This is a genomic window from Nocardioides sp. NPDC127514, from assembly GCF_040302125.1.
Taxonomy (GTDB): domain Bacteria; phylum Actinomycetota; class Actinomycetes; order Propionibacteriales; family Nocardioidaceae; genus Nocardioides.
The window spans coordinates 97,082-121,126 of the sequence record NZ_JBEORF010000020.1; the positions used below are offsets into that span (position 1 = coordinate 97,082).

Below are 24,045 nucleotides of genomic sequence, written 5' to 3' on the forward strand. Positions count from 1 at the left end.
GCTACCCCTTTCGGTACGGGATGCCGTCGGCGGCGGGGGCGCGCGAGTGTCCGACGAGACCGGCGACGGCGAAGATCGTCACGACGTACGGCAGCATCAGCATGAACTGCGACGGCACCGGAGAGCCGATCACCGAGAGCACGGACTCGACGTTGGAGGCGAAGCCGAAGAGCAGCGCCGCCAGCGTCGCCTTGATCGGATCCCACTTGCCGAAGATCACCGCCGCCAGCGCGATGTAGCCCGCGCCGCCGGTCATCTCGCGTCCGAAGGACGGCACCGAGACGAGCGTGTACGTCGCCCCTCCGATGCCCGCGATCGCGCCGGCCAGCACGATGGTGCGGTAGCGGGTCGCGATCACGTTGATGCCGACGGTGTCGGCCGCCTTCGGGTGCTCGCCGACCGCGCGCACGCGCAGGCCCCACTTGGACCGGTAGAGGGCCCAGGCGACGAGGAAGACGGCGGCGTACATGATGTAGACCAGCACCGTCTGGCGGAAGAAGATCGGGCCGACCACCGGGATGCCGGACAGCAGCGGGATCTCCAGGCGCGGGAAGTGCGGCGGGTTGTTCAGTGCCCCCGCGTTCTCCGAGAGGACCTGGGAGAACATGAAGCTGGTGAAGCCGATCACGAGCACGTTGAGGACGACACCGACGATGACCTGCTCGACCCAGTAGGTGATCGCGAACAGGCCCAGGAGCAGCGCGACCAGCATCCCCGCGACCATCGCCGACACCAGGCCGGCCCACGGACTGCCGGTGAGGGAGGCGACGATCGCGGCGCCGAATGCGCCGAAGAGCAGCTGGCCGTCGATGGCGATGTTGACGACGCCCGCCCGCTCACCGAGTACGCCGCCGAGCGCACCGAACACCAGCGGCACCGCCAGCGCCAGCGCGCCGGCGAGCAGGCCGACCACGGGCAGCGTCTTGCCCGCGACCGCCCAGGCCAGGAACCCGGACACGGCGATCACGGCGAACGCCGCGACCAGCACCAGGGGAGTCTTGCGGCCGGCGCGAGCGTTCCAGGCGGCGTACGCCGTGCACAGCAGGCACAGCACCACGGCCGTCCACACGACGCCGTTGGCAGGCAGCGTGATGTCGGGGATGGCGAACCAGTCACCGTCGCGGCTCCACCGGAAGGTGGAGTCACCGGTGCGCGGCGCCACGATGACGAGCAGCGCCACCAGCACGGTGAACACGGCCATGACGATGGGCGTCTTCCACAGGCCCGGGATGCGCTCGGCGACGACTGGTTCGTCGGAGTTGACCGGAAGATCGACAGTGGACACGGTCCTCAGGCCTCCTTCGTGGGGAGTCGGAAGATCGCCTTCACCAGAGGTGGCGCGGCGAGGAAGAGCACGATCAGGGACTGGATGACCAGCACGATGTCGACCGGGATGCCTTCGGAGGCCTGCATGAAGAAGCCGCCGGACTTGAACGCGCCGAACAGGACCCCGGCGGCCAGGATGCCGAACGGCCGCGACCGGCCCAGCAGCGCGACGGTGATCGCGTCGAAGCCGATCCCGGCGTCGAGACCGCTGGTCGCGCCGTCGGTCACCGAGCCGAGCACCTGGTTCACACCGGCCAGGCCGACCAGCGCGCCGGAGATCAGGAACGCGCTCAGGTAGGCGACCCCGACGTTGATGCCCGCAGCCTTCGCGGCCGAGGGGTTCTCGCCGACCGCACGGAACCGGTAGCCGAGCGAGGAGCGGTTGAGGATCCACCAGACCAGGAACGTCGCCAGCACTGCGAGCAAGAACCCGGCGTGCAGGTTGAACTGCGGCCCGAGCAGGTCGGGCAGGATCGCCGACTCCGGCATCGGCGACGACTTCGGGTTGCCCGACCCGGGCGCCTGGAGCAGCGACTTGCGGGTCAGGGCGTAGAAGACCAGGTAGTAGCCGATGTAGTTCAGCATGATCGTCACGATCACCTCGTGGGCGCCGGTGAGCGCCTTGAGGAGGCCGGCGATCCCGCCCCACAGGGCGGCAGCCAGTGCTCCGACGAGGATGGCCAGCGGCAGGTGCACGATCATCGGCAGGTCGAACCTGACCGCCACGAACGCGGCCGCGGCGCCACCGAGCAGCATCTGCCCGCGACCGCCGATGTTGAAGAGCCCGGCGCGGAAGGTCAGGCCGATGCCGAGCCCGGCCAGCGTCAGCGGCGCGGCGAACTTCATCGTCTCGGTGATCGGCTTGATCTGCTGGGCGAACGTGCCGCCCAGATCGTTGTAGACCGAGCCCCGCCACAGCGAGACGTACGCCCCCGAGATGGCCTCCCACGCATAGAAGAACGTGTCGGAAGGGCGGGCGAAGAAGTAGGAGAGCCCGTAGCGGACGTCCTCGTCGGTGAAGAGGATCATCAGCGACCCGAAGAACATCGCTAGCACCACCGAGAGCACCGCGACCAGCGCGTTGCCCGTGGTGATCTCGCGCATCGCCACGTGCCAACGGCTCGCCTCGGGCACCCGGTCGGTGTCGGCGGACGCCTTCACCGGCTCAACCGGCTCGGTCGACTCAGTCGGCTTGGTGGGCTCTGTCGGCTCGGCCGGCTGGTTCTCCGGCCCCTTCTCACTCACGACTCGCTCCCTTCAGGAGACTCGCCGGCCATCATCAGGCCGAGGGTGTCGCGGGAGGTGTCGGCGGGGACGATGCCCACGACCCGCCCGCGGTAGAGGACCATGATCCGGTCGGCGAGAGCGGCGATCTCGTCGAGCTCGGTGGAGACCACGAGCACCGGGACACCGGAGTCGCGCGCGGCCACGATCTGCTGGTGGATGAACTCGATCGACCCGACATCGACGCCGCGCGTCGGCTGTGCCGCGACGAGAAGTCGCAGGTCACGGGAGAGTTCACGGGCGACGACGACCTTCTGCTGGTTGCCGCCCGACAGCTGCCCGGCCAGGGTCGAGACCCCGGGGGCGCGTACGTCGTACTCGGCCAGCTTCTCCTTGGCGAAGGTGTCGAGCTTCTTCAGGTTCAGCGAGCCGCGCGAGACGAAGGGCTCGTCGTAGCTGCGGTTGAGCATGAGGTTCTCGGCGATGGTGAAGTTGCTGACGAGGCCGTCGACCTGGCGGTCCTCGGGGATGAACCCGATCCCGGCCTCGAGCGCCTTGCGCACCGAGCGGCCCACGATCTCGCGGCCGTCGAGCATGATCGAGCCCTCGACGTGCGGAGCCAGGCCGACCATGGCCTCGGTGAGCTCGGTCTGGCCGTTGCCCTGGACCCCGGCGACGGCGAGGATCTCACCGACGTCGATGTGGAAGCTGATCGAGTCGACGTGGACACGACCGTCCTCGTCGGCGACGGTGAGGTCGGAGACGACGAGCGCGCGCTCGCCCGGCTGTGCCGGGTCCTTGTGCACCTTGAGCTCGACCGGTCGCCCCACCATCAGGGCCGCGAGCTCGGCGTTGGAGGCCTCCGGGGAGGCCTCGCCGACCACGGCGCCGCGGCGGATGACCGTGATCCGGTCGGCCACCTCGCGCACCTCGCGCAGCTTGTGGGTGATGAACACGATGCCCGTGCCCGACTCCTTGAGCTGGCGCATGATCGCCATCAGCTCGTCGGTCTCCTGGGGCGTCAGCACAGCGGTCGGCTCGTCGAAGACGAGCACCTCGGCGTCACGCGAGAGAGCCTTGATGATCTCGACCCGCTGCTGCACGCCGACGGGGAGATCCTCGACGAGCGCGTCGGGGTCCACCTGGAAGCCGAAGCGCTCGGAGATCTCCCGGACGCGCTTGCGGGCGGCGTCGAGGTCGAGACTGCCGGCGAAGCCGGTGGCCTCGTGGCCGAGCATGACGTTCTCGGCGACGGTGAAGACGGGGATGAGCATGAAGTGCTGGTGCACCATGCCGATGCCGGCGGCCATCGCATCGCCGGGACCCTTGAAGCGCTGCGGCACGTCGTCGATGACGATCTCGCCCTCGTCGGCCTGGTAGAGGCCGTAGAGGACGTTCATCAGCGTGGACTTGCCCGCGCCGTTCTCACCGAGCAGGCAGTGGATCTCACCCGGCTCGACGGTCAGGGAGATGTGGTCGTTGGCGACCAGGGAGCCGAAGCGCTTGGTGATGTCGCGAAGCGCGAGTCTCATGGCACGGATCATTCCTTGCAGGGGTGGAGAAATTCCGGAAGTACGTGGTGAGGGGGCCGGGTGTGTCCGGCCCCCTCGTCGTGGTGGTCGCGACGAGCGGGACCACCACCTAGGTCACTTCGCCAGGTAGGAGTTGACCTTGATCGAGCCGTCCTTGATGCCCGCGGTGACTTCCTCGATCTCGTCGGGGAGAGTCTCGGAGACCTTGGACTCGAAGTTGTGGAACGGCGCCAGGCCGACCCCGTCGTTCTCGAGCGTGCCGACGTACGGCGTCGCGTCGAACTTGTCCTCGCCCGCGGCGAGGATGACATCCGTGGTGGAGGTCTTCATGTTCTTCAGGATGGAGGTGAGCACGACGTCCTGGGTGTTCGGGTCGGTCTCGTAGAAGTCGGCGTCGACACCGATCAGGGCGACCTCCTTGCCGGAGTCGTCGATCGCGGTGAGCGCACCCTGGTAGATCGGGCCGCCGACCGGCAGGATCACGTCGGCGTTCTGGTCGATGATCTGGCGGGCGGTGTTGGTGGCCTTCTCGTTGGCGACGAACTCACCGGTGAAGGAGCCCTTCTCGCCACCCTCGTAGCCGACGACCTTGACGTCCTTGTTCTTGGTCTTGGCGTAGTACTCGACGCCCTGCTTGAACCCGTCCATGAAGATCGTCACGGTCGGGAACGGCTGGCCGCCGTAGGTGCCGACGACGCCGGTCTTGGTGTAGTCGGCGGCGACGTAGCCGGCCAGGAACGCGGCCTGGGCGGTGTCGTAGAGGATCGGCTTGATGTTCTCCGCGTCGGTCTTGCCGTCGAAGTCGGCGTCGGCCGCGTCGTCGATCAGGACGTACTCGGTCTCGGGGTTGGCCTTGGCGGACTCGATGGTCGCGGCCGAGAGCGCGAAGCCGACGGTCACGATGGTGTCGCAGCCCTGCCCGACCAGGCTCTCCAGGTTGGAGGTGTAGTCGTTGGGGCTGTTGGACTCGACGTCCTTGAACTTCGCGCCGAGCTCGTCGGCGGCTTCCTTCACACCCTCGTAGCTGAGCTGGTTGAACGACTTGTCGTCGAACCCGCCCTCGTCGGAGACGATGCAGGGAAGGTAGTCGCTGTTCCCCTCCCCAGCGCGCTCGGCCGGCGCCTCTCCGCACGCGGCGAGCGCGGCAGTGGTCAGGACCGCGGCGAAGCCGCCGGCGGCGGCCTTCTTGATGTTGTTCTTCACTGGTGCCTCCAGGTCGTTGCTCCGCGAAGCGCGGCGCAAAGGACATTCATGTCCGAACGTTCTCCCCAAAGACCGAGCATTGCCAGGGATTACGCGAACGGTTACCAACTTTTGATCTCGACGAAGCCTAAGCCTCGTACCTTGTGCTTGGTTGTCCGGACAGGCTTTAAGGTCGAACCATGACCGAGAAGCAGACGTACGCCGCAGAGGGCTTTGACTGGGAAGGCCTGCGTGCACAGGCGGTGGAAGCCGCAAAACATGCGTACGCGCCCTACTCCAACTACCCGGTCGGAGTGGCCGGATACGCAGACGACGGACGCCTGCTCCACGGGTGCAACGTGGAGAACGCCGCCTACGGCGTGACCCTGTGTGCCGAGTGCGGGCTGGTCTCCTCGCTGCACATGACCGGCGGCGGCCGCCTCACCCACGTCGTCTGCGTCGACGGCTCCGGCGAGGTCATCATGCCCTGCGGCCGCTGCCGTCAGCTGCTCTGGGAGAACGGCGGCCCGGAGCTGCTGCTGATGACCGTCTCGGGAGTGAGGCCGATGTCCGAGGTCCTTCCGGACGCCTTCGGTCCGGAGAATCTCGCGTAGGCCTGGCTCCGGCCGGTAGCGGACCTGCGGCGATCGCGCCTTACGCTGTCCGCATGGCGGAACATGATGCGGTCGAGGTGATCCTCGCCAAGCGAGACGGTGGCGAGCTGAGCGACTCCCAGATCGACTGGATGATCGCGGCCTACACCCGTGGGGTGGTGGCCGAGGAGCAGATGTCGGCGCTCAACATGGCGATCCTGCTCAACGGGATGTCGCGGCGGGAGATCGCGAGGTGGACGGCGGCGATGATCGCCTCGGGAGAGCGGATGTCGTTCTCCTCTCTGGACAGGCCGACCGCCGACAAGCACTCCACCGGAGGCGTGGGCGACAAGATCACGCTGCCGCTGGCGCCGCTGGTCGCCGCGTGCGGGGTGGCGGTGCCGCAGCTGTCCGGGCGCGGGCTCGGCCACACCGGTGGCACGCTCGACAAGCTCGAGTCGATCCCCGGGTGGCGCGCGTCGCTCTCCAACGAGGAGATGCTGGCCCAGCTCGGGTCGGTCGGTGCGGTGATCTGCGCAGCCGGTGAGGGGCTGGCTCCGGCCGACCGCAAGCTGTACGCGCTGCGCGACGTCACCGGCACCGTCGAGTCGATTCCGTTGATCGCCTCCTCGATCATGTCCAAGAAGATCGCCGAGGGCACCGGGGCGCTGGTCCTCGATGTCAAGGTCGGTGCCGGTGCGTTCATGAAGACGCTCGCCTCCGCGCAGGAGCTGGCGCGCACCATGGTCGATCTCGGTACCGACGCGGGCGTCAACACGGTCGCGCTCGTGACCGACATGGCCACCCCGCTCGGCCTGACCGCCGGCAACGCCATCGAGGTCACCGAGTCCGTCGAGGTCCTGGCCGGCGGCGGACCCGCCGACGTCGTCGAGCTCACCGTCGCGCTGGCCCGGGAGATGCTGGCCGCTGCCGGTGTGTCCGGCCCGGACCCCGCCGACGTACTCGCCTCCGGCAAGGCCATGGACGCCTGGCGCGCGATGATCTCGGCGCAGGGCGGCGATCCGTCGGCGCCGCTGCCGGTCGCCCGCGAGACCCACGTGGTCACCGCGCCGACGTCCGGTGTCCTCACCCGGCTCGACGCGATGGCCGTCGGGCTCGCCGCCTGGCGCCTCGGCGCCGGGCGGGAGCGGAAGGAGGATGCCGTCCAGGCCGGGGCCGGGGTCACCTGGCACGCTCGCCCGGGCGACTCCGTCGCTGCCGGTGCGCCGCTGTTCACCCTCCACACCGACACCCCTGAGCGCTTCGACCGTGCGTTGGCCGCGCTGGAGGGTGGCTACGAGATCGAGGACGGGGCTGCGTACGAGGCGACCCCGCTGATCCTCGACCGGATCGGCTGACTCGACCAGCGCGCGATAACCGTTCGCTTCACCGGCCGGCGTACCGCCAGACTTCACCTATGGAGATCGTCAAGCCACCCAAGGCCGTCGCGGGCGACAAGGTCGCCGTGCTGTCACCCTCGTTCGCCGCGCCCGGGGTGGCACCGGCGATCCACGAGCAGGCGCTGAGGCGGCTGACTGAGGTGACCGGGCTGGTGCCGGTGGAGTATCCGACGACGAGGAAGGTCGGTGCGACGCCGCAGCAGCGGGCGGCCGACCTGAATGCCGCGTTCGGCGATCCGGAGATCCGGGCGGTGCTGGCGACCATCGGGGGCGAGGACCAGATCACCGTGATCCCGCATCTCGACGCCGAGCTGGTGCGGGCCGATCCCAAGCCGTTCCTCGGCTACAGCGACAACACCAACCTGCTCAACTGGCTGTGGACCAACGGCGTGGCCGCCTTCCACGGTGGCTCGACCCAGGTCCACCTCGGTCCGGGGCCGGGAGTCGATCCGATCCACGAGGCTTCGTTCAAGGCCGCGCTGCTCACGGGCGGGACCCTCGAGATCACCGAGCCAGGAGAGTCCGAGGACATCGGGCGCGACTGGAACGACCCGCGCGCGCTGACCGAGTACGGCGAGCGAGAGGCGACCGAGCCCTGGAGCTGGACGGGTCCCGAACGGAAGGTCACCGGCCGCACCTGGGGAGGCTGCATCGAGATCCTCCAGTGGGCGCTGACCGCCGGACGCTTCCCGGCCGACCCCGGGGTGCTGGCGGGCGGCGTACTCCTCCTGGAGACCTCCGAGGAGCTCATCCCGGCGCAGGAGTTCGGCTGGATCGCGCGCTCGCTGGGCGAGCGCGGGCTGCTCGAGGCGATCGACGCGGTGGTCGTCGCCCGCCCGCCGACCTCCGACTTCGAGCGACGGCCCAGCGCCGAGGAGCGTGCCGCGAAGCGCGCCGAGCAGCGCGACGCGGCGATCGAGACCGTCGCCCGCTACAACCCCGACGCGGTGGTCGTCGTCGGCCCGCCGTTTGGGCACACCCGGCCGCAGTGGATCGTGCCCTACGGCGGCGAGATGACCGTCGACGGCACGACCCAGCGTCTGTGGGCCGACTTCTCCTGAGCGGGGCTCAGTCCGCCAGGAGCAGGACGACCGACTCCGCGACGCATGCGGGCTTGGCGGAGCCCTCGATCTCGACCGTCGTCCTCACGACGAGCTGGAGGCCGGTGGGGAGCTCGGTGACCTCGCCGAAGGTGATGACCGGGCGGATGCGGGAGCCGACCAGGACCGGCATCGGGAACCGGACCTTGTTGAGGCCGTAGTTGAGCTTCGCGCCGGGGGTCTCCAGCGAGTAGACGCTCATGCCGAGGTAGGGGATCAGCGACAGCGTCAGGTAGCCGTGGGCGATGGTGCCCCCGAAGGGACCCTCCTTGGCCCGCTCCTCGTCGACGTGGATCCACTGGTGGTCGCCGGTGGCGTCAGCGAAGGCGTTGACGCGGTCCTGGTCGACCTCGAGCCATTCGCCGGTGCCGATCTCGGTGCCTGCGGCGTCGGAGACTTCTTGGAGAGTGGTGAATGTGCGCACCCCCGGAATCTAGCGGCATACGGAATGATGGGCCCATGGAACCGTCCGACATGCAGATCAAGGCCGCGCCGAAGGTGCTGCTCCACGACCACCTCGACGGTGGCGTACGTCCCTCGACCCTCGTCGAGCTCGCCGCTGAGGTGGGTCACCGGCTGCCGGAGGGGACTCAGGACGATCCGGTCGCGCTGGAGGAGTGGTTCGTGACCAGCGCGGACTCGGGGTCGCTGGAGCGCTACCTCGACACCTTCGCGCACACGCTCGCGGTCATGCAGACGCTGCCCGCGCTGACCAGGGTGGCTCGGGAGTGCGTCGAGGATCTGGCCGAGGACGGCGTCGTCTACGCCGAGGTCCGCTGGGCGCCGGAGCTCCATCTGGCCAACGGTCTCGAGCTGGACGAGGTCGTCGCGGCCGTCCAGACCGGGTTCGACGAGGGTATGGAGGCCGTTGCGGCGACCGGTCGGAAGATCGTCGTACGCCAGCTGCTCACCGCCATGCGGCAGGCCGCTCGCGCCGCCGAGATCGCCGAGCTCGCGGTGACCTGGCGCGACCGCGGGGTCGCCGGGTTCGACATCGCCGGGCCGGAGAAGGGCTTCCCGCCGAGCCGGTTCCTGGCGGCGTTCGAGCACCTCGCCGCCGAGAACATGCGCTTCACCATCCACGCCGGCGAGGGCTTCGGGCTGCCCTCGATCTGGGAGGCGGTGCACCCTTGCGGCTGCGACCGGCTCGGTCACGGCGTACGCATCGTCGACGACATCACCCTCGAGGAGGGCGAGGCGCCGCGGCTCGGCCGGCTCGCTGCGTACGTCCGCGACCGGCGGATCCCCCTCGAGCTCTGCCCGCGCTCCAACGTGCAGACCGGGGCGGCGAAGTCGATCGCCGAGCACCCGATCGGGCTGCTCTACGACCTGGGTTTCCGGGTCACGATCAACACCGACAACCGACTGATGTCACGCACCTCGATGTCGGCGGAGATGGCCGGCATCGTGGAGGCCTTCGGCTGGGGGCTGCCCGAGCTCCAGCGGCTGACGACCAACGCGATGAAGTCGGCGTTCCTGCCCTACGACGAGCGGGTCGACCTGATCCACGAGATCAAGGACGCGTACGCGGCCCTGTGAGTCGCTGGATGGCGATGAAGCCGTGCTTCGGGTAGACCGCCGTGCAGCCCTTCGCGACCGCGTCGGCGACGACCTGCGGCTGCGCGCGCATCAGCGCCAGGCCCCGCTTGACCAGCACGAACGGTGGTTTGCGGTGCTCGCGGAGATCGCGGGTGAGCCGGCGCCAGAAGGTCACCGTCGGTGACTGGGTGACGCAGTAGGCGGCGGCCAGCAGCCCCGCGTCGCGGCACTCGGCGACGATGTCCTGGGCGAAGATCCCCTCGGCGACGAAGAACGGCTCGTCGCCGAGGGTCAGTGACTGGCAGCCGGTGCGGCCGTCGTGGGCGATGTCGTAGACGGGTACGTCGGCAGTGCCGGTCTCGCAGAGCGCCGTGATCGCCTTCACCGCGTCAGCGGGGTGCCAGGAGTCGGGGTGGTCCCAGTCGACCAGGCCCGCGTTGGGGCCCTCGGTGATCCGGGGGAGCGAGGGGTCGGAGCCGTCCTTGTAGAAGTCGTCCAGCCTCAGGACCGGCAGACCGAGCCGCTCGGCGAGGCGGGACTTGCCGGCGCCCGAGGGGCCGGCGAGGACGATGACCTGAGCGCGCACCGGAGCATTCTCGCCTGTGGCGGGCCGAAGTCAGTAGCCGGCGCCGGGAGCCGACCCCGCCAGCAGCGCGCGCGAGCCCGAGACCCCGAGCCTGGTCGCCCCTGCGGCGATCATCTGCTCGGCCTGCTCCATGGTCCGTACGCCGCCCGAGGCCTTGACCCCGAGGTCGGGGCCGACGGTCTGGCGCATCAGCTTCACGGCGTGGACGCTGGCGCCGCCGGCGGGGTGGAAGCCGGTGGAGGTCTTCACGAAGTCCGCGCCGGCGCGAACGGCCGCCTGGCACACGCCGACGATCTCGTCGTCGTCGAGCGCCGCGGACTCGATGATCACCTTCAACACGGTGGGAGCGGGAACGGCCGCACGTACGGCGGCGATGTCGGCCTCCACGTCGGCGTACCGCTTCTCCTTCGCGGCGCCGACGTCGATGACCATGTCCACCTCGTCCGCACCGGCGTCGACCGCGGCGCTGGCCTCGGCGGCCTTGATCGACGAGAGATGCTTGCCACTCGGAAATCCGCACACGACCGCGATCTTCAGCTCGGCCGGCGCGTTGACCGGGAGCATCGAGGGAGAGACGCACACCGAGTAGGTGCCGAGCTCGGCGGCTTCCAGGATCAGCGCCTCGACGTCGGCGTGGGTCGCCTCGGGCTTGAGAAGGGTGTGGTCGATCAGCTTCGCGATGTCAGCGGGGGTAGGCACGGGCTCAGCATATGCATCTACGCCCGGAGGGCTAAGGTTTGCGCCGTGAATGACGATCAGCCCGAGGAGTGGTTCCGCAACTCCAGCAGCACCACGTGGGGATTCCTCTCGGCAGGGGCCGCGATCGCGGTCGTGGTGATCGACGCGGTCACCGGCTGGCACCCCGAGACGACAGCCGGTGGGGTGCTCTTCGCGCTGGTCGCGTACGCCGCGTTCGTCCGCACGAAGGTCGGGGTCAGCGAGGGTGACTTCGTGCTCCACCACCTCTACTCGACGGTGCGCTTCCCGATGGCTGCCCTGGAGAGCGTCTCGGTCGGCCGCACCCTCGGCGCCTACGCCGGCGGACGCACCTACGTCAGCGGTGCCGTCGGGCGTCCGATGCGGGAGGCGATCAAGGGCGCCAAGCGCGACCACAAGCCGCTGAGCAACCACGCCGACTTCATCGAGGACCGGCTCAACGCGCTGGCCCAGGACGCCCGCGACCGGCGCCGGATCAAGCGCGACTCCGACGAGCAGTTCGCCCTCGCCGAGGACGTACGCCGCAGCTGGGACTGGCCGCTGATCGCCGCCACCGCGGTCGTGGCCGTCGTCTTCGTGGTCCTGCTCGTGATCTAGCTCTCTAGACGCCGAGGGCGGCGCGGATGTCGACCTTGAGCGCGCCGAGAGCGATCTCGGCGTCCGTGCGGGCCTGTGCCAGAGCCTCCGGTGAGTCGACCGGCTCGACGACCTCGAGGTAGCACTTGATCTTGGGCTCGGTGCCGCTGGGCCGCACGATCACCCGTGACCCGCCGGCCAGCTGGTAACGGATCCCGTCGGTCGGCGGCAGGCCACCGATTCCGGTGGTGAGGTCGTCGAGCTGCTGCACGGTGGCCCCGGCCAACGCGGTCACCGGCCGGTCGCGGAGGCGCTGCATCGCGGCCGCGATCTGGGCCGGGTCCTCGAGCCGGACGGAGAGCTGGGTGGTGGCGTGCAGGCCGTGCTCGACGGCGAGCTCGTCGAGCAGGTCGGTCAGGCCACGACCCTCCGCCTTCAACGAAGCCGCCAGCTCGCACAGGAGCAGCAGCGCCGAGATGCCGTCCTTGTCGCGTACGTGCTCGGGGTCGACGCAGTAGCCCAGCGCCTCCTCGTAGCCGAAGGCGAGCCCCGGCGCGCGCGAGATCCACTTGAAGCCGGTCAGCGTCTCGGCGTAGGCCTGGCCGGCGGCCGCGGCGATCTTGCCGAGCAGCGAGGAGGAGACGATCGAGGCCGCGTACGTCCCGGTCACGCCCTTGCGGATCAGGTGGGTCGCCAGCAGCGCGCCGACCTCGTCGCCGGTCAGCATCCGCCACTTCTTTCCGACAGGGATCGCGGCCGCGCAGCGGTCGGCGTCGGGGTCGTTGGCGATGACCAGGTCGGCGCCCTTCTTGCTCGCCAGCGCCATCGCCCGGTCCATCGCCCCGGGCTCCTCGGGGTTGGGGAAGGCGACGGTCGGGAAGTCGGGGTCGGGCCGCTCCTGCTCCTTGACGACGAGCGGCTCGGGGAAGCCGGCGAACTTCATCGCCAGGTTCACCAGATCGCCGCCGACGCCGTGCAGCGGCGTGTAGACCGTCTTGAGGTCACGCGGGCCGCCCTCGGTGAGGAGCCCGACCACCGTGTCGAGATAGCTGTCGACCAGGTCCTCGCTGATCGTCTGGCCGGCCGGTCCCTGCGGGACCGAGCTCACCTTGTCGACCGCCGCGATCCGCTTCGCGATCTCGATATCCGCCGGCGGCACGATCTGCGAACCGTCACCGAGGTAGACCTTGTAGCCGTTGTCCTGCGGCGGGTTGTGGCTGGCCGTCACCATCACGCCAGCGCTCGCGCCCAGCGCCTTGACGGCGTACGCCAGCACCGGCGTCGGCAGCGAGCGCGGCATCACCAGCGCGTGGAGGCCTGCTCCGGTCATCACCTCGGCAGTGTCCTGGGCGAAGACGTCGGAGTTGTGCCGCGCGTCGTAGCCGATCACCACCGGCCCCTGCGCGCCGGTCGCGAGCAGGTAGCGCGCCAGTCCCGCGGCGGCCTTGATCACGACCACCCGGTTCATCCGGTTGGGCCCGGCGCCGAGCGCGCCCCGCAGTCCGGCGGTGCCGAACTGCAGCATGCCCGAGAACCTGTCGGCCAGCTCGGCCGCGGCGCCCGGGGCGGTGGACGTGAGGAGGCTCTCGAGCTCTGCTCGGGTCTGTGCATCTGGGTCATCGGCAAGCCATTCCCGGGCTTGGACGACGAGCGCAGATTGATCTGTGGGGACCATGGATCTGACCCTAGGTCATCGGGTGGCGGAAGATGGAAGGGCTTCTGCCGTTTTGTGGCTGGGGTTTGCCGCCGACCCGTTCTTGGAGGGTGTTCTCGCCGCCATCCGGAGTAAAGGACGGCCTTCGGCCGCCGGCTGCGCCGGTCGCCTTCGGCGATCCTTGACACCGGCCGTCGCCGAGAATTTTGGCTGGCTATCGGGTCGGCGGCAGGGGTTTGGTGCAGCGGTTTGGGTTGGTAGGGGTTTGGATCTGGGTTTGTCGTTCCGTCGCTGCGGGTGGCTCGGGTGGGAGGCGAACGAATTTTCGTTCGGCCTGATCCGGGGAGGCGAACGAAAATTCGTTCGCCTCAGAGGGGGCCTGGTCCGGGGTGGGGTTGGCGGGTGGAAGAAGTTTTTCTTCCACCCGGAGACCCCTGTCTGGTCCAGTCGCGGAGCGGTCACCCGCCGTGGGTGCGTGTGCCGCGGCCACACCCGGGCCAGGTCGAGAAGACCCTCAAAGAACGGGTCGGCGGCCCAAGACCAACCCCGAAGAACGACCCGCGACAAGCGTCGGACCGGGATGACGACCTCAGATCTTCGGCAACAGATCCCCGAGAAGCCCGCCCATCCGAGCAGCCGCATTGCGCCCAGCCTCGAGAACCTCGGCATGGTCGAGCGGCTGGTCGGAGATGCCGGCGGCGAGGTTGGTGACCAGCGAGATCCCGAGGATCTCCATGCCCGCCTCGCGAGCCGCGATCGCCTCGAGGGTGGTCGACATGCCGACCAGGTCACCACCGATGATGCCGGCCATCTTCACCTCGGCCGGGGTCTCGTAGTGGGGGCCGGGGAACTGGACGTACACACCCTCGTCGAGCGAGGAGTCGACCTGCTTCGCCAGCCCTCGCAGGCGCGAGGAGTAGAGGTCGGTGAGGTCGACGAAGTTGGCGCCGACCAGCGGAGAGGTGGCGGTGAGGTTGATGTGGTCCTTGATCAGCACCGGGGTGCCGGGGGACCAGGACGAGTTGAGTCCGCCGCAGCCGTTGGTCAGCACCATCGTCGAGCAGCCCGCGGCCGCGGCGGTGCGTACCGGGTGCACGACCGCGTCGACGCCCTTGCCCTCGTAGTAGTGGGTACGGCTGAGGAAGACCAGCAGGTTGCGACCGCTCGCCGACCGGATGGAGCGGATCTTGCCGCTGTGCCCCTGGACCGCGGCGGCGCTGAAGCCGGGCAGGTCGGTGGTGGCGATCTCGGTGTAGTCCTCGCCGAGCGCGTCGACGGCGGGCAGCCAGCCCGAGCCCAGCACCAACGCGATGTCGTGCTTCTCGATGCCGGTCTTCTCCGCGAGCGCGGAGGCGGCTTCCTTGGCGAGTTCGTAAGGCGTGGTCACTCGCCGAGTTTAGACCCGCGCCCAGACCGACTCAGTCGTTGGACCGGCACGGGCGCGTACGCAGCGCGTGCACGTAGTCGGCCGGTGCCCCGGCCGCCTCGGCGGCGTCGGCCAGCGCGCCCAGGTGTCGGGCGTCCGGGATGCCACCCTCGTACGTGTCCAGGACGTAGGTCTCGCAGAGCAGGTCCTCGGCGAGCGCCGAGATCCGCACCTTGGTCTTGAAGTAGAGGCCGATGTCGGCCAGCTCCCATTTCTCCAGGGCTTCCATGTCCTGGTCCACGACGTCGTAGACCGCGACGAAGACCTGCTCGAACGGGTCCTGGACGATCGTGGCCGTCGGTCCGTCGCCGAGCACGTTGTCCTCGCCCCCGAAGGTGAGTCGCCAGCCACCCAGCCACCCGGTCGTGCGCAACGGCGAATGCGGGCACCGCTCACTCATCAGCGCCGGGTCGAGATTGACGCCATAGGCCGCATAGAGAGTCACGGGTCACGAGGTTACCGCCCAGTCCTCACCCGCTTGGGATCTATCTGTTATTGGCGGTCTACCCTTGGGTACGTGACCCACTTTGATGTTCTCGTCCTCGGCGCTGGCCCCGGTGGCTACGTCGCCGCCATCCGTGCCGCTCAGCTCGGCAAGTCCGTCGCCGTCGTCGAAGACAAGTACTGGGGCGGTGTCTGCCTCAACGTCGGGTGCATCCCGTCCAAGGCGCTGCTGCGCAACGCAGAGATCGCGCACATCATCACCCACGAGAAGAAGACCTTCGGGATCTCGGGTGACGCGACCATGGACTTCAGCGCGACCTTCAAGCGCAGCCGCGGTGTCGCGGACGCCAGCGCCAAGGGCGTGCACTACCTGATGAAGAAGAACAAGATCACCGAGATCGACGGCTGGGGCACTCTCACCGGGCCGAAGTCGATCGCCGTCAAGGGCAAGGACGGCGCCTCGACCGACTACACCTTCGACAACCTGATCATCGGCACCGGCGCGACCGTGCGCTCGGTCCCGGGTGTCGTGCCCAACGGGCAGAACATCGTGACCTACGAGGAGCACATCCTCACCGAGCAGCTGCCGAGCTCGATCATCATCGGCGGCTCGGGCGCCATCGGCGTCGAGTTCGCCTACGTGCTGAAGAACTTCGGCGTGGACGTCACGATCGTGGAGTTCCTCGACCGGATGGTGCCGACCGAGGACGCCGACGTGTCCAAGGAGCTGCTGCGCCAGTACAAGAAGCTCGGCGTCAACGTGCTGCTCTCGACCGCCGTCAAGGGCGCCGAGGACACCGGCTCGGGTGTGAAGGTCACCGTGGCTCCGGCCGCCGGTGGCGACGAGCAGGTCCTCGAGGCCGACAAGTTCCTGGCCGCCTTCGGGTTCGCGCCGCGGGTCGCGGGCTTCGGCCTCGAGAACACCGGCGTCGAGCTCACCGACCGGGGCGCGATCGCTGTCGATGCCCGTGGCCGCACCAACGTCGAGGGCATCTACGCCATCGGTGACTGCACCGGCAAGCTGATGCTCGCCCACACCGCCGAGGCCATGGGTGTCGTCGCCGCCGAGACCATCGCCGACGCCGAGACCATGGAGATCAACTTCGACATGATCCCGCGCGCGACGTTCTGCCAGCCGCAGATCGCCTCGTTCGGCTACTCCGAGGCGCAGGCCAAGGAGAAGGGCTACGACGTCAAGACCTCGTCCTTCCCGTTCTCCGCCAACGGCAAGGCCCGCGGCATGGCCGAGACCGTCGGCTTCGTGAAGATCGTCGCCGACGCCGAGCACAACGAGATCCTCGGCGCCCACATGATCGGCCCCGAGGTCACCGAGCTGCTGCCCGCGCTGACGCTCGCCCAGCAGTGGGACCTGACCGCCGACGAGGTCGCGCGCAACGTCTTCGCCCACCCGACGCTGTCGGAGGCGATGAAGGAAGCCATCGAGGGCATCGCTGGTCACATGATCAACCTCTGATCAGACCAATCTCTCGCGTCGAGGCCCGGATCCGCGGATCCGGGCCTCGTCACGTCTGCGGTTTCTTCTACACGCCCGCCGTGACCGGGCCGATCTCGATGCCGAGCAGGTCCCACGCCCGGCGGGCGGCGGCCTCACGCGCCTCCGGGGTCGGTCCGTGCACCCCGCCGGAGACCATCGCGACGGCGAGCATGAGGTCGTCGGTGCTGTAGGTCTGCCTCGGGAGCCCGTCGATGGCGGTGCGTACCCGGTCGGCCAGAAAGCGGGAGCTCTCCTCGTCGGTGAGCCGGATGATGCCGACGAACGCGGTCGAGCGGATCATCTGCCAGGTGACCACGCCGAGCACGTCGGCCAGCGTCGCATCGGGGCGGGCGGCGACCTGCTCGATGTCGCGTACGTTCTCCTCCAGCACCGCGGTCGCCAAGGTGAGCCGGTCGGGGAAGTGCCGGTAGAGGGTGCCCTGGCCGACGCCGGCGCGCTTGGCGACCGCCGACATCGGCGCGTCCAGACCCTGCTCGGCGAGCACCTCGCGGGCGGCGGCGACCAGGAGGTCCCGGTTGCGGACCGCGTCGCTTCGGGTCGGGCTGGCTGGGCTCGTCATCCCAGCAGGGTAATGGCCGGACGATATTTTTCGTCCCCGACCAATGCGGACAGAAACTGACCTGAACGCCTCATAGCGTTGCTGGTGTCAGAGGGAAACACCACCAAGGAGTCCATGTCATGACCGCAACCGCCGCCAGCGCCGTGAAGACCAGCGCCACCGCCACCCTGTCCCGTGAGCGGACCGACCTGCTCGAGACCCTGGCCAAGCACCGCGGCTTCCTGCGCTACGCCGTCCGCAACCTGACCGACGAGCAGGCCCGGCTCACCCCGACCGCCTCCGCGCTCAGCCTCGGCGGCCTGGTCAAGCACGTGTCAGCCTGCGAGCGGGGGTGGGCCGACTTCATCGTCCGTGGCGCGGTGGCGCAGGAGCTCACCCCGGAGAAGTACGCCGAGTTCGCCGCCGACTTCGTGCTCGCCGAGCACGAGACGCTGGCGGGCGTGCTCGAGGCGTACGAGGACGTGGCCGCGGCCACCGACGAGCTGATCCGCACGGTCGATCTCGACGCGGACCACGCGCTTCCCGAGGCGCCATGGTTCGAGCCGGGCGGCCGCTGGTCCAACCGTCGCGTCGTCACCCACATCCTGGCCGAGACCGCCCAGCACGCCGGTCACGCCGACATCATCCGGGAGACCATCGACGGTCAGAAGACGATGGGCTGACTCTGCCGCTCCGGGCGCGTGGAAGAATGCGGCCCATGGCGCGGGTGACGATCATTGGTGGGGGTCCAGGCGGATACGAGGCGGCGCTGGTCGCGCAGCAGCTCGGGGCGGAGGTCACGGTCGTCGACCGTGACGGCCTCGGTGGCAGCGCGGTGCTCACCGACTGCGTGCCGAGCAAGACCCTGATCGCCACCTCCGAGCTGATGTCGGACATGACGCTCGCCCGCGACCTGGGCATCAACTTCCGCGACCACCACGGCGACCCGGCCACCGAGCTCTACGCCGATCTCGAGCTGGTCAACAAGCGCGTCAAGTCGCTCGCGCTCGCGCAGTCGAGCGACATCGAGAGCCGGCTGACCCGCCGTGGGATCCGGATCGTCAAGGGCACCGGGCGCATCGACGCCGACAAGCGTCAGGTGATCGCGACCCGGGACCAGGACGGAACCGAGGAGGCGATCGAGAACGACGCGGTCCTCATCGCCACCGGCGCCCGGCCGCGGGTGCTGCCCACCGCCCAGCCCGACGGCGAGCGGATCCTGACCTGGGAGCAGGTCTACGACCTCGACGACCTGCCCTCGCACATGATCGTCGTCGGCTCGGGCGTCACGGGTGTGGAGTTCGCCAACGCCTACCTCAACCTCGGCTCCCAGGTCACCCTGGTCTCCTCGCGCGACCGGGTTCTGCCCGGTGAGGACGCGGATGCGGCGACGGTCCTGCAGGACGTACTCGAGCGGCAGGGGATGAACATCCTCAGCAAGTCGCGGATGGAGTCGGTGACCCGCTCCGGCGACGTCGTCACCGTCAAGCTGACCGACGGCCGCGAGGTCACCGGCAGCCACTGCATCCTCGCGCTCGGCTCGATCCCCAACACCGAGGGCCTGGGTCTGGAGGAGGCCGGCATCGAGCTCGACGAGGGCGGGTTCATCCGCACCGACAAGGTGTCGCGTACCTCCGCCTACGGCGTGTACGCAGCCGGCGACTGCACCGGCGGCTTCATGCTCGCCTCGACGGCCGCCATGGCCGGCCGGATCGCGATGCGCCACTTCCTCGGCGACGCGGTCATCCCGATGGACCTCAAGGAGGTCGCGGCCAACGTGTTCACCTCCCCGGAGATCGCCACGGTCGGCTACTCGCAGGCTCAGGTCGACTCGGGCGAGGTCGTCGCCGACACCCTGCGCCTCGACCTCAAGGGCAACGCGCGAGCCAAGATGCAGGGCATCACCGACGGCTTCGTCAAGCTCATCTCCCGCCCCGGCACCGGCGTCGTCATCGGCGGCGTCGTCGTCGGCCCGCGCGCCTCGGAGCTCATCCACCCCATCACGCTCGCCGTCTCCACCGGGCTCACCGTCGACCAGATCGCCAACACCTTCACCGTCTACCCCTCGATCTCCGGCTCCACCGCCGAGGTCGCCCGCCGCCTCCACCACGTCGAGTAGTCACTGACGTCGGCCGAGACGTCACTTGCGTCGGCCGAGAAGGCACCCGAAAACGGTGTGCGAGCAGCGCCACGGCTTCGCTAGCGTGAGCGCCATGGGTAACTGCTGCATGACGATGTTCGTCCGGATCCGCCGCCGCTGACGGCGCGGATCCCACCGAAGCACTCGTCGCATTCGCGCCGCCACCTGGCAACCCTGCCGGGCGGCTCCGAGTGCTACCCGCAGGCCGCCCGGCTCCTTCTGTCTCGAGGAGCATCCATGCCCGACGTACGCCCTGGCCGGCACGAGCTCGGCCAGAACTTTCTCACCGACAGGTCGGTACTCGACCGCATCGTCCATCTCGTCTCGCAGCGGCAGGGTCCGCTGGTCGAGTGGGGCACCGGCAACGGCGCCGTCACCCTGGCGCTGGCCGAGCTGGGTCGTCCGCTGGAGGGGGTCGAGATCGACTCTCGCCGGGCGGCCGAGCTGCGCCGACGGATCGGTCCGCACGTGTGTATCGCCGAGGGCGACATCCTGCGTCACGCGCCACCGCAGGACGCGGTCGTCGTCTCCAACGTCCCGTTCCACCTGACCACACCGATCCTGCGCCACCTGCTCGCCTCGACGACGTGGCGCCATGCCGTACTCCTCACCCAGTGGGAGGTCGCCCGCAAGCGCGCGGGCGTCGGCGGTACGACCCAGCTCACCGCCCAGTGGTGGCCGTGGTTCACCTTCACCCTCGACCGCCGGGTGCCGTCGACCGCCTTCCGACCGCGGCCGAACGTCGACGGCGGGCTGCTGCTCATCGACCGCCGCCCCGAGCCGCTGCTTCCGGACACGGACGTCCGCGACTTCCAGTCGTGGGTGGCGAAGGTCTTCAGCAGCCGAGGCCGCGGGGTCGCCGAGATCCTGCGCCGCAACGGCGTCCCGGCTCGTCTCGCCAACCAGATCGCTCAGCGGCGCCGGCGGTCTCAGGCACCGGTGCTCCCGCGGGACCTGCGTGCGGAGGACTGGGTCGAGGCGTACGCAGCGGTCTGACCTGCCGAGACGTCACTCGCGCAGGCCGAGATGGCACCTAGGTGCCATCTCGGCCTGCCGTAGCGACGCTTCGGCCGACGGGGCTGACGTCTCGGCTCAGCCCAGGACGAGCACCAGGTCGCCACCGTCGACCGCCTGGGTACCGGAGAAGGCGAGACGGGAGACGGTGCCGTCGACGGGGGCGGTGATGGCGGCCTCCATCTTCATGGCCTCGATGGTGGCGACGGTGTCGCCGGCCTTGACCGACTCACCGGCCGCGACCGAGATGGTCACGACGCCCTGGAACGGCGCTGCGACCTGGCCGGGAACGGCGGGGTCGGCCTTCTCGGCGGCGGCGACCTCGGCGGCGACGGACCGGTCACGTACTCCGATCGGGCGCAGGTGGCCGTTGATGGTGGCCATGACGGTGCGGATGCCGCGCTCGTCGGGCTCGGAGACGGCGGTGAGCCCGAAGATGACCGTCTTGCCCTCGGAGAGCTCGACGATGTGCTCCTCGCCCTCGCGCAGGCCGTAGAGGTAGTCGAGCGTCGAGATCACCGACACGTCGCCCCACTTCGAGCGGGCTTCGGTGAAGTCCTTCGTCGGTCCGGGGAAGAGCAGCCGGTTGAGCGTCCCACGACGGTCGGAGGCGAGCCCGGCCGCGTCCTCGGCAGACAGCGTCGGCGACGGCGCCTTCCAGGTGCGTCCCGCGGTCGCCTTGCTGCGGAACGGCTCGGGCCAGCCGCCCGGCGGGTCACCGAGCTCTCCGTTGAGGAACCCGATGACCGAGGCCGGGATGTCGTACGCAGCCGGGTCGGCCTCGAACGCAGCCGGGTCGGCACCAGCGGCGACCAGCGACAGCGCCAGGTCGCCGATGACCTTGGACGACGGCGTGACCTTGGGGACGCGGCCGAGGATCTGGTTGGCCGCGGCGTACATGTCCTCGATCTGCTCGAACTTCTCGCCCAGCCCGAGCGCGATCGCCTGCTGGCGCAGGTTGGAGAGCTGGCCGCCCGGGATCTCGTGGCGGTAGACCCGGCCGGTAGGCGCGGGCAGCCCGGACTCGAAGGGCGCGTAGACGCGGCGTACGGCCTCCCAGTAGGGCTCGAGCGAGTTGACCGCCGCCAACGACAGGCCGGTGGCACGCGAGGTGTGGTCGGTCGCCGCCACCAGCGAGGAGAGCGGCGGCTGGGAGGTGGTCCCGGCCATCGACGCGGTCGCGGCGTCGACGGCGTCGACGCCGGCCTCGATCGCGGCGGTCAGCGTGGCCAGCTGGCCACCCGCGGTGTCGTGGGTGTGCAGGTGGACCGGCAGGTCGAACCGCTCGCGGAGCGCGGTGACCAGGGTGCGCGCGGCGGGCGCCCGCAGGAGCCCGGCCATGTCCTTGATCGCCAGCACGTGCGCCCCGGCCGAGACGATCTCCTCGGCCAGCCGCAGGTAGTAGTCGAGCGTGTAGAGCTTCTCGTCGGGCGAGGAGAGGTCGCCGGTGTAGCAGAGCGCCACCTCGGCGACGGAGGTCCCGGTCGCCCGCACCGCGTCGATCGCGGGCCGCATCTGGGACACGTCGTTGAGCGCGTCGAAGATCCGGAACACGTCGATGCCGGTCTCGGCGGCCTCCGAGACGAATGCGTCGGTGACCTCGGTCGGGTAGGGCGTGTAGCCCACCGTGTTGCGACCACGCAGCAGCATCTGGAGGTTGATGTTCGGGATCGCCTCACGCAGCTGCGCCAGCCGCTCCCACGGGTCCTCGGAGAGGAAGCGGAGAGCCACGTCGTACGTCGCCCCGCCCCAGGCCTCCATCGACCACAGCTGCGGCGTCAGCCGGGCGACGTGGCCGGCGACGCCGAGCAGGTCGGTGGTGCGGACCCGGGTCGCCAGCAGCGACTGGTGGGCGTCGCGGAAGGTGGTGTCGGTGACCGCGACCGGCTCCTGGGAGCGCAGTGCGGCGGCGAAGCCCTCCGGCCCGAGCTCGCGAAGCAGGTCGCGAGAGCCCGCCGGCGGAGCCACCGACAGGTCGAGCTTCGGCAGCTTCTCGACCGGGTGGAGCGAGACCGGGGCGGCGCCGTGCGGCTGGTTGACGGTCACGTCGGCGAGGTAGGTGAGCAGCTTGGTCCCGCGGTCACCGGAGGCCCGCGCGGTCAGCAGCTGCGGGTGGGTCTCGATGAACGAGGTCGTGATCGAGCCCGAGATGAAGTCGGGGTCGTCGAGCAGCGCCTGCAGGAACGGGATGTTCGTCGCCACCCCGCGGATGCGGAACTCCGCCACGGCCCGCCGGGCCCGGGTGACGGCGTCCTCGAAGGTGCGCCCGCGACAGGTGAGCTTGGCGAGCATCGAGTCGAAGTGGGGCGAGACCTCGGCCCCGGCGTACGTCGTGCCGCCGTCGACCCGGATCCCGGCACCGCCGGGGGAGCGGTAGGTGGTGATCATGCCCGTGTCGGGGCGGAAGTTGTTGGCGGGGTCCTCGGTGGTGATCCGGCACTGCATCGCCGCGCCGCGCAGCTGCACGGAGTCCTGGGTCAGCCCCAGGTCGGCCAGCGTCTCACCGGAAGCGATCCGCATCTGCGAGCGGACCAGGTCGACGTCGGTGACCTCCTCGGTCACGGTGTGCTCGACCTGGATGCGCGGGTTCATCTCGATGAAGACGTAGTTGCCCGCGGGGTCGAGCAGGAACTCGACGGTGCCGGCGCAGGAGTAGCCGATCTCCTTGGCGAACCGCACCGCGTCCGCGCAGATGCGTTCGCGCAGCTCAGGGTCGAGATTGGGCGCGGGAGCGATCTCCACGACCTTCTGGTGGCGGCGCTGCACCGAGCAGTCGCGCTCGAAGAGGTGGATGACGTTGCCCTCGCCGTCGGCGAGGATCTGCACCTCGATGTGACGCGGCTCGACCACGGCCTGCTCGATGAAGACGGTCGGGTCGCCGAAGGCCGCCTCGCCCTCGCGCATGCAGGTCTCGACCGCCTCGCGCAGCTTGTCGGGGTCGTCGACCCGCCGCATCCCGCGGCCGCCACCACCGGCGACCGCCTTCACGAAGAGCGGGTAGGGCAGAGCGGACGCGGCGGAGACGAGCGTGTCGACATCGGTCGACGGCTCGACCGACTGCAGAGTCGGTACGCCGGCAGCCTTGGCCGCCGCGATGGCGGTGGCCTTGTTGCCGGTGAGCGTGAGGACCTCCGCCGAGGGCCCGATGAACGTGATCCCGGCCCGGGCGCAGGCCTCGGCCAGCGCCGGGTTCTCGGAGAGGAACCCGTAGCCGGGGTAGATCGCGTCCGCGCCGCTCTGCTTGGCGACCTCGACGATGGCGTCTGGATCGAGATAGGCCCGGATCGGGTGACCGAGCTCTCCGATCTGGTAGGCCTCGTCGGCCTTCAGCCGGTGCTCTGAGCCCCGGTCCTCGTAGGGGAATACGGCGACTGTTTTCGCCCCGAGCTCGAAGCCCGCACGGAAAGCTCGGATCGCGATCTCGCCGCGGTTGGCAACCAACACCTTCTTGAACATGGCGGTCACGCTACCCATCCGAAGCGGGTCGTCCCAGGTTATGGGACGTTTCCTTTCAGTTGGTGGACACCGGGGCCCACGC

The 24,045-nt window shown here is 69.5% G+C and carries 21 protein-coding genes; 9 read left to right on the forward strand and 12 right to left on the reverse strand.

The window, feature by feature from the left end:
- Position 1: 1 nt before the first annotated feature.
- The 4 genes from ABTX24_RS17155 to ABTX24_RS17170 form a co-directional block, all read right to left on the reverse strand.
- The gene (locus tag ABTX24_RS17155; RefSeq protein WP_201451128.1) at positions 2-1,285 is read right to left on the reverse strand and encodes an ABC transporter permease; all 1,284 of its coding nucleotides are present in this window, start codon (positions 1,283-1,285) and stop codon (positions 2-4) included.
- Between the two features lie 5 nt (positions 1,286-1,290).
- On the reverse strand, positions 1,291-2,571 hold the full coding sequence (locus ABTX24_RS17160) for an ABC transporter permease (protein ID WP_350841195.1): 1,281 nt from the start codon (positions 2,569-2,571) through the stop codon (positions 1,291-1,293).
- Entirely contained in the window at positions 2,568-4,082 is a 1,515-nt protein-coding gene (locus ABTX24_RS17165) for an ABC transporter ATP-binding protein (RefSeq protein WP_160025225.1), read from the reverse strand. The genes ABTX24_RS17160 and ABTX24_RS17165 overlap by 4 nt, the downstream gene beginning before the upstream one ends.
- Before the next feature lie 114 nt (positions 4,083-4,196).
- Positions 4,197-5,285, reverse strand: coding sequence for a BMP family lipoprotein (locus ABTX24_RS17170; protein WP_160025224.1), 1,089 nt, complete (start codon positions 5,283-5,285; stop codon positions 4,197-4,199).
- A 179-nt stretch (positions 5,286-5,464) separates the two neighbouring features.
- On the opposite strand from ABTX24_RS17170, the gene ABTX24_RS17175 reads away from it, so the two are divergent.
- The 3 genes from ABTX24_RS17175 to ABTX24_RS17185 are packed head-to-tail and all read left to right on the forward strand — an operon-like array spanning position 5,465 to position 8,318.
- Positions 5,465-5,878 (forward strand): cytidine deaminase, encoded by a 414-nt coding sequence (locus ABTX24_RS17175; protein WP_160025223.1) that lies wholly within the window; start codon positions 5,465-5,467, stop codon positions 5,876-5,878.
- A gap of 53 nt (positions 5,879-5,931) precedes the next feature.
- Entirely contained in the window at positions 5,932-7,215 is a 1,284-nt protein-coding gene (locus ABTX24_RS17180; RefSeq protein ID WP_350841198.1) for a thymidine phosphorylase, read from the forward strand.
- Positions 7,216-7,274: 59 nt separating this feature from the next.
- On the forward strand, positions 7,275-8,318 hold the full coding sequence (locus tag ABTX24_RS17185; protein WP_350841200.1) for a S66 family peptidase: 1,044 nt from the start codon (positions 7,275-7,277) through the stop codon (positions 8,316-8,318).
- 7 nt (positions 8,319-8,325) lie between these two features.
- Here the strand turns inward: ABTX24_RS17185 and ABTX24_RS17190 are convergent, their stop codons facing one another.
- Positions 8,326-8,781, reverse strand: coding sequence for a MaoC family dehydratase (locus ABTX24_RS17190; RefSeq protein WP_160025220.1), 456 nt, complete (start codon positions 8,779-8,781; stop codon positions 8,326-8,328).
- A 35-nt stretch (positions 8,782-8,816) separates the two neighbouring features.
- Between ABTX24_RS17190 and ABTX24_RS17195 the strand changes: the two genes are divergently transcribed.
- Positions 8,817-9,896, forward strand: a complete 1,080-nt coding sequence (locus ABTX24_RS17195) for an adenosine deaminase (RefSeq protein WP_350841202.1) — start codon at positions 8,817-8,819, stop codon at positions 9,894-9,896.
- Here ABTX24_RS17195 and ABTX24_RS17200 read toward each other — a convergent pair.
- Positions 9,871-10,482, reverse strand: coding sequence for a uridine kinase family protein (locus tag ABTX24_RS17200; protein ID WP_350841204.1), 612 nt, complete (start codon positions 10,480-10,482; stop codon positions 9,871-9,873). The two genes, ABTX24_RS17195 and ABTX24_RS17200, sit on opposite strands and share 26 nt — an antisense overlap.
- Before the next feature lie 30 nt (positions 10,483-10,512).
- On the reverse strand, positions 10,513-11,181 hold the full coding sequence (deoC, locus tag ABTX24_RS17205) for a deoxyribose-phosphate aldolase (protein ID WP_350841206.1): 669 nt from the start codon (positions 11,179-11,181) through the stop codon (positions 10,513-10,515).
- Positions 11,182-11,226: 45 nt separating this feature from the next.
- Here deoC and ABTX24_RS17210 point away from each other — a divergent pair, with 45 nt between their 5' ends.
- Positions 11,227-11,796, forward strand: a complete 570-nt coding sequence (locus tag ABTX24_RS17210) for a hypothetical protein (RefSeq protein ID WP_350841208.1) — start codon at positions 11,227-11,229, stop codon at positions 11,794-11,796.
- 4 nt (positions 11,797-11,800) lie between these two features.
- Here ABTX24_RS17210 and ABTX24_RS17215 read toward each other — a convergent pair whose 3' ends face one another.
- From ABTX24_RS17215 to ABTX24_RS17225, 3 genes are all read right to left on the reverse strand, one after another.
- The gene (locus ABTX24_RS17215; RefSeq protein WP_160025215.1) at positions 11,801-13,450 is read right to left on the reverse strand and encodes a phospho-sugar mutase; all 1,650 of its coding nucleotides are present in this window, start codon (positions 13,448-13,450) and stop codon (positions 11,801-11,803) included.
- Positions 13,451-14,018: 568 nt separating this feature from the next.
- The gene (locus tag ABTX24_RS17220) at positions 14,019-14,816 is read right to left on the reverse strand and encodes a purine-nucleoside phosphorylase (protein WP_350841210.1); all 798 of its coding nucleotides are present in this window, start codon (positions 14,814-14,816) and stop codon (positions 14,019-14,021) included.
- Positions 14,817-14,847: 31 nt separating this feature from the next.
- The gene (locus ABTX24_RS17225; protein WP_160025213.1) at positions 14,848-15,300 is read right to left on the reverse strand and encodes a gamma-glutamylcyclotransferase family protein; all 453 of its coding nucleotides are present in this window, start codon (positions 15,298-15,300) and stop codon (positions 14,848-14,850) included.
- Positions 15,301-15,372: 72 nt separating this feature from the next.
- On the opposite strand from ABTX24_RS17225, the gene lpdA reads away from it, so the two are divergent.
- Positions 15,373-16,773 (forward strand): dihydrolipoyl dehydrogenase, encoded by a 1,401-nt coding sequence (gene lpdA, locus ABTX24_RS17230; protein WP_160025212.1) that lies wholly within the window; start codon positions 15,373-15,375, stop codon positions 16,771-16,773.
- A 67-nt stretch (positions 16,774-16,840) separates the two neighbouring features.
- Here lpdA and ABTX24_RS17235 read toward each other — a convergent pair whose 3' ends face one another.
- Positions 16,841-17,374, reverse strand: a complete 534-nt coding sequence (locus ABTX24_RS17235) for a TetR/AcrR family transcriptional regulator (protein ID WP_160025211.1) — start codon at positions 17,372-17,374, stop codon at positions 16,841-16,843.
- A gap of 119 nt (positions 17,375-17,493) precedes the next feature.
- On the opposite strand from ABTX24_RS17235, the gene ABTX24_RS17240 reads away from it, so the two are divergent.
- From ABTX24_RS17240 to erm, 3 genes are all read left to right on the forward strand, one after another.
- Positions 17,494-18,036: a DinB family protein gene (locus tag ABTX24_RS17240; protein WP_350841213.1), complete on the forward strand. Its 543-nt coding sequence runs from the start codon at positions 17,494-17,496 to the stop codon at positions 18,034-18,036.
- A 35-nt stretch (positions 18,037-18,071) separates the two neighbouring features.
- The gene (locus ABTX24_RS17245) at positions 18,072-19,472 is read left to right on the forward strand and encodes an NAD(P)H-quinone dehydrogenase (RefSeq protein WP_350841215.1); all 1,401 of its coding nucleotides are present in this window, start codon (positions 18,072-18,074) and stop codon (positions 19,470-19,472) included.
- Positions 19,473-19,730: 258 nt separating this feature from the next.
- On the forward strand, positions 19,731-20,489 hold the full coding sequence (gene erm, locus ABTX24_RS17250) for a 23S ribosomal RNA methyltransferase Erm (RefSeq protein ID WP_350841217.1): 759 nt from the start codon (positions 19,731-19,733) through the stop codon (positions 20,487-20,489).
- Positions 20,490-20,585: 96 nt separating this feature from the next.
- On the opposite strand, the gene ABTX24_RS17255 is transcribed toward erm, so the two are convergent.
- Complete coding sequence (locus ABTX24_RS17255) at positions 20,586-23,963, reverse strand: pyruvate carboxylase (protein ID WP_350841236.1); 3,378 nt, start codon at positions 23,961-23,963, stop codon at positions 20,586-20,588.
- Positions 23,964-24,045: the final 82 nt, after the last annotated feature.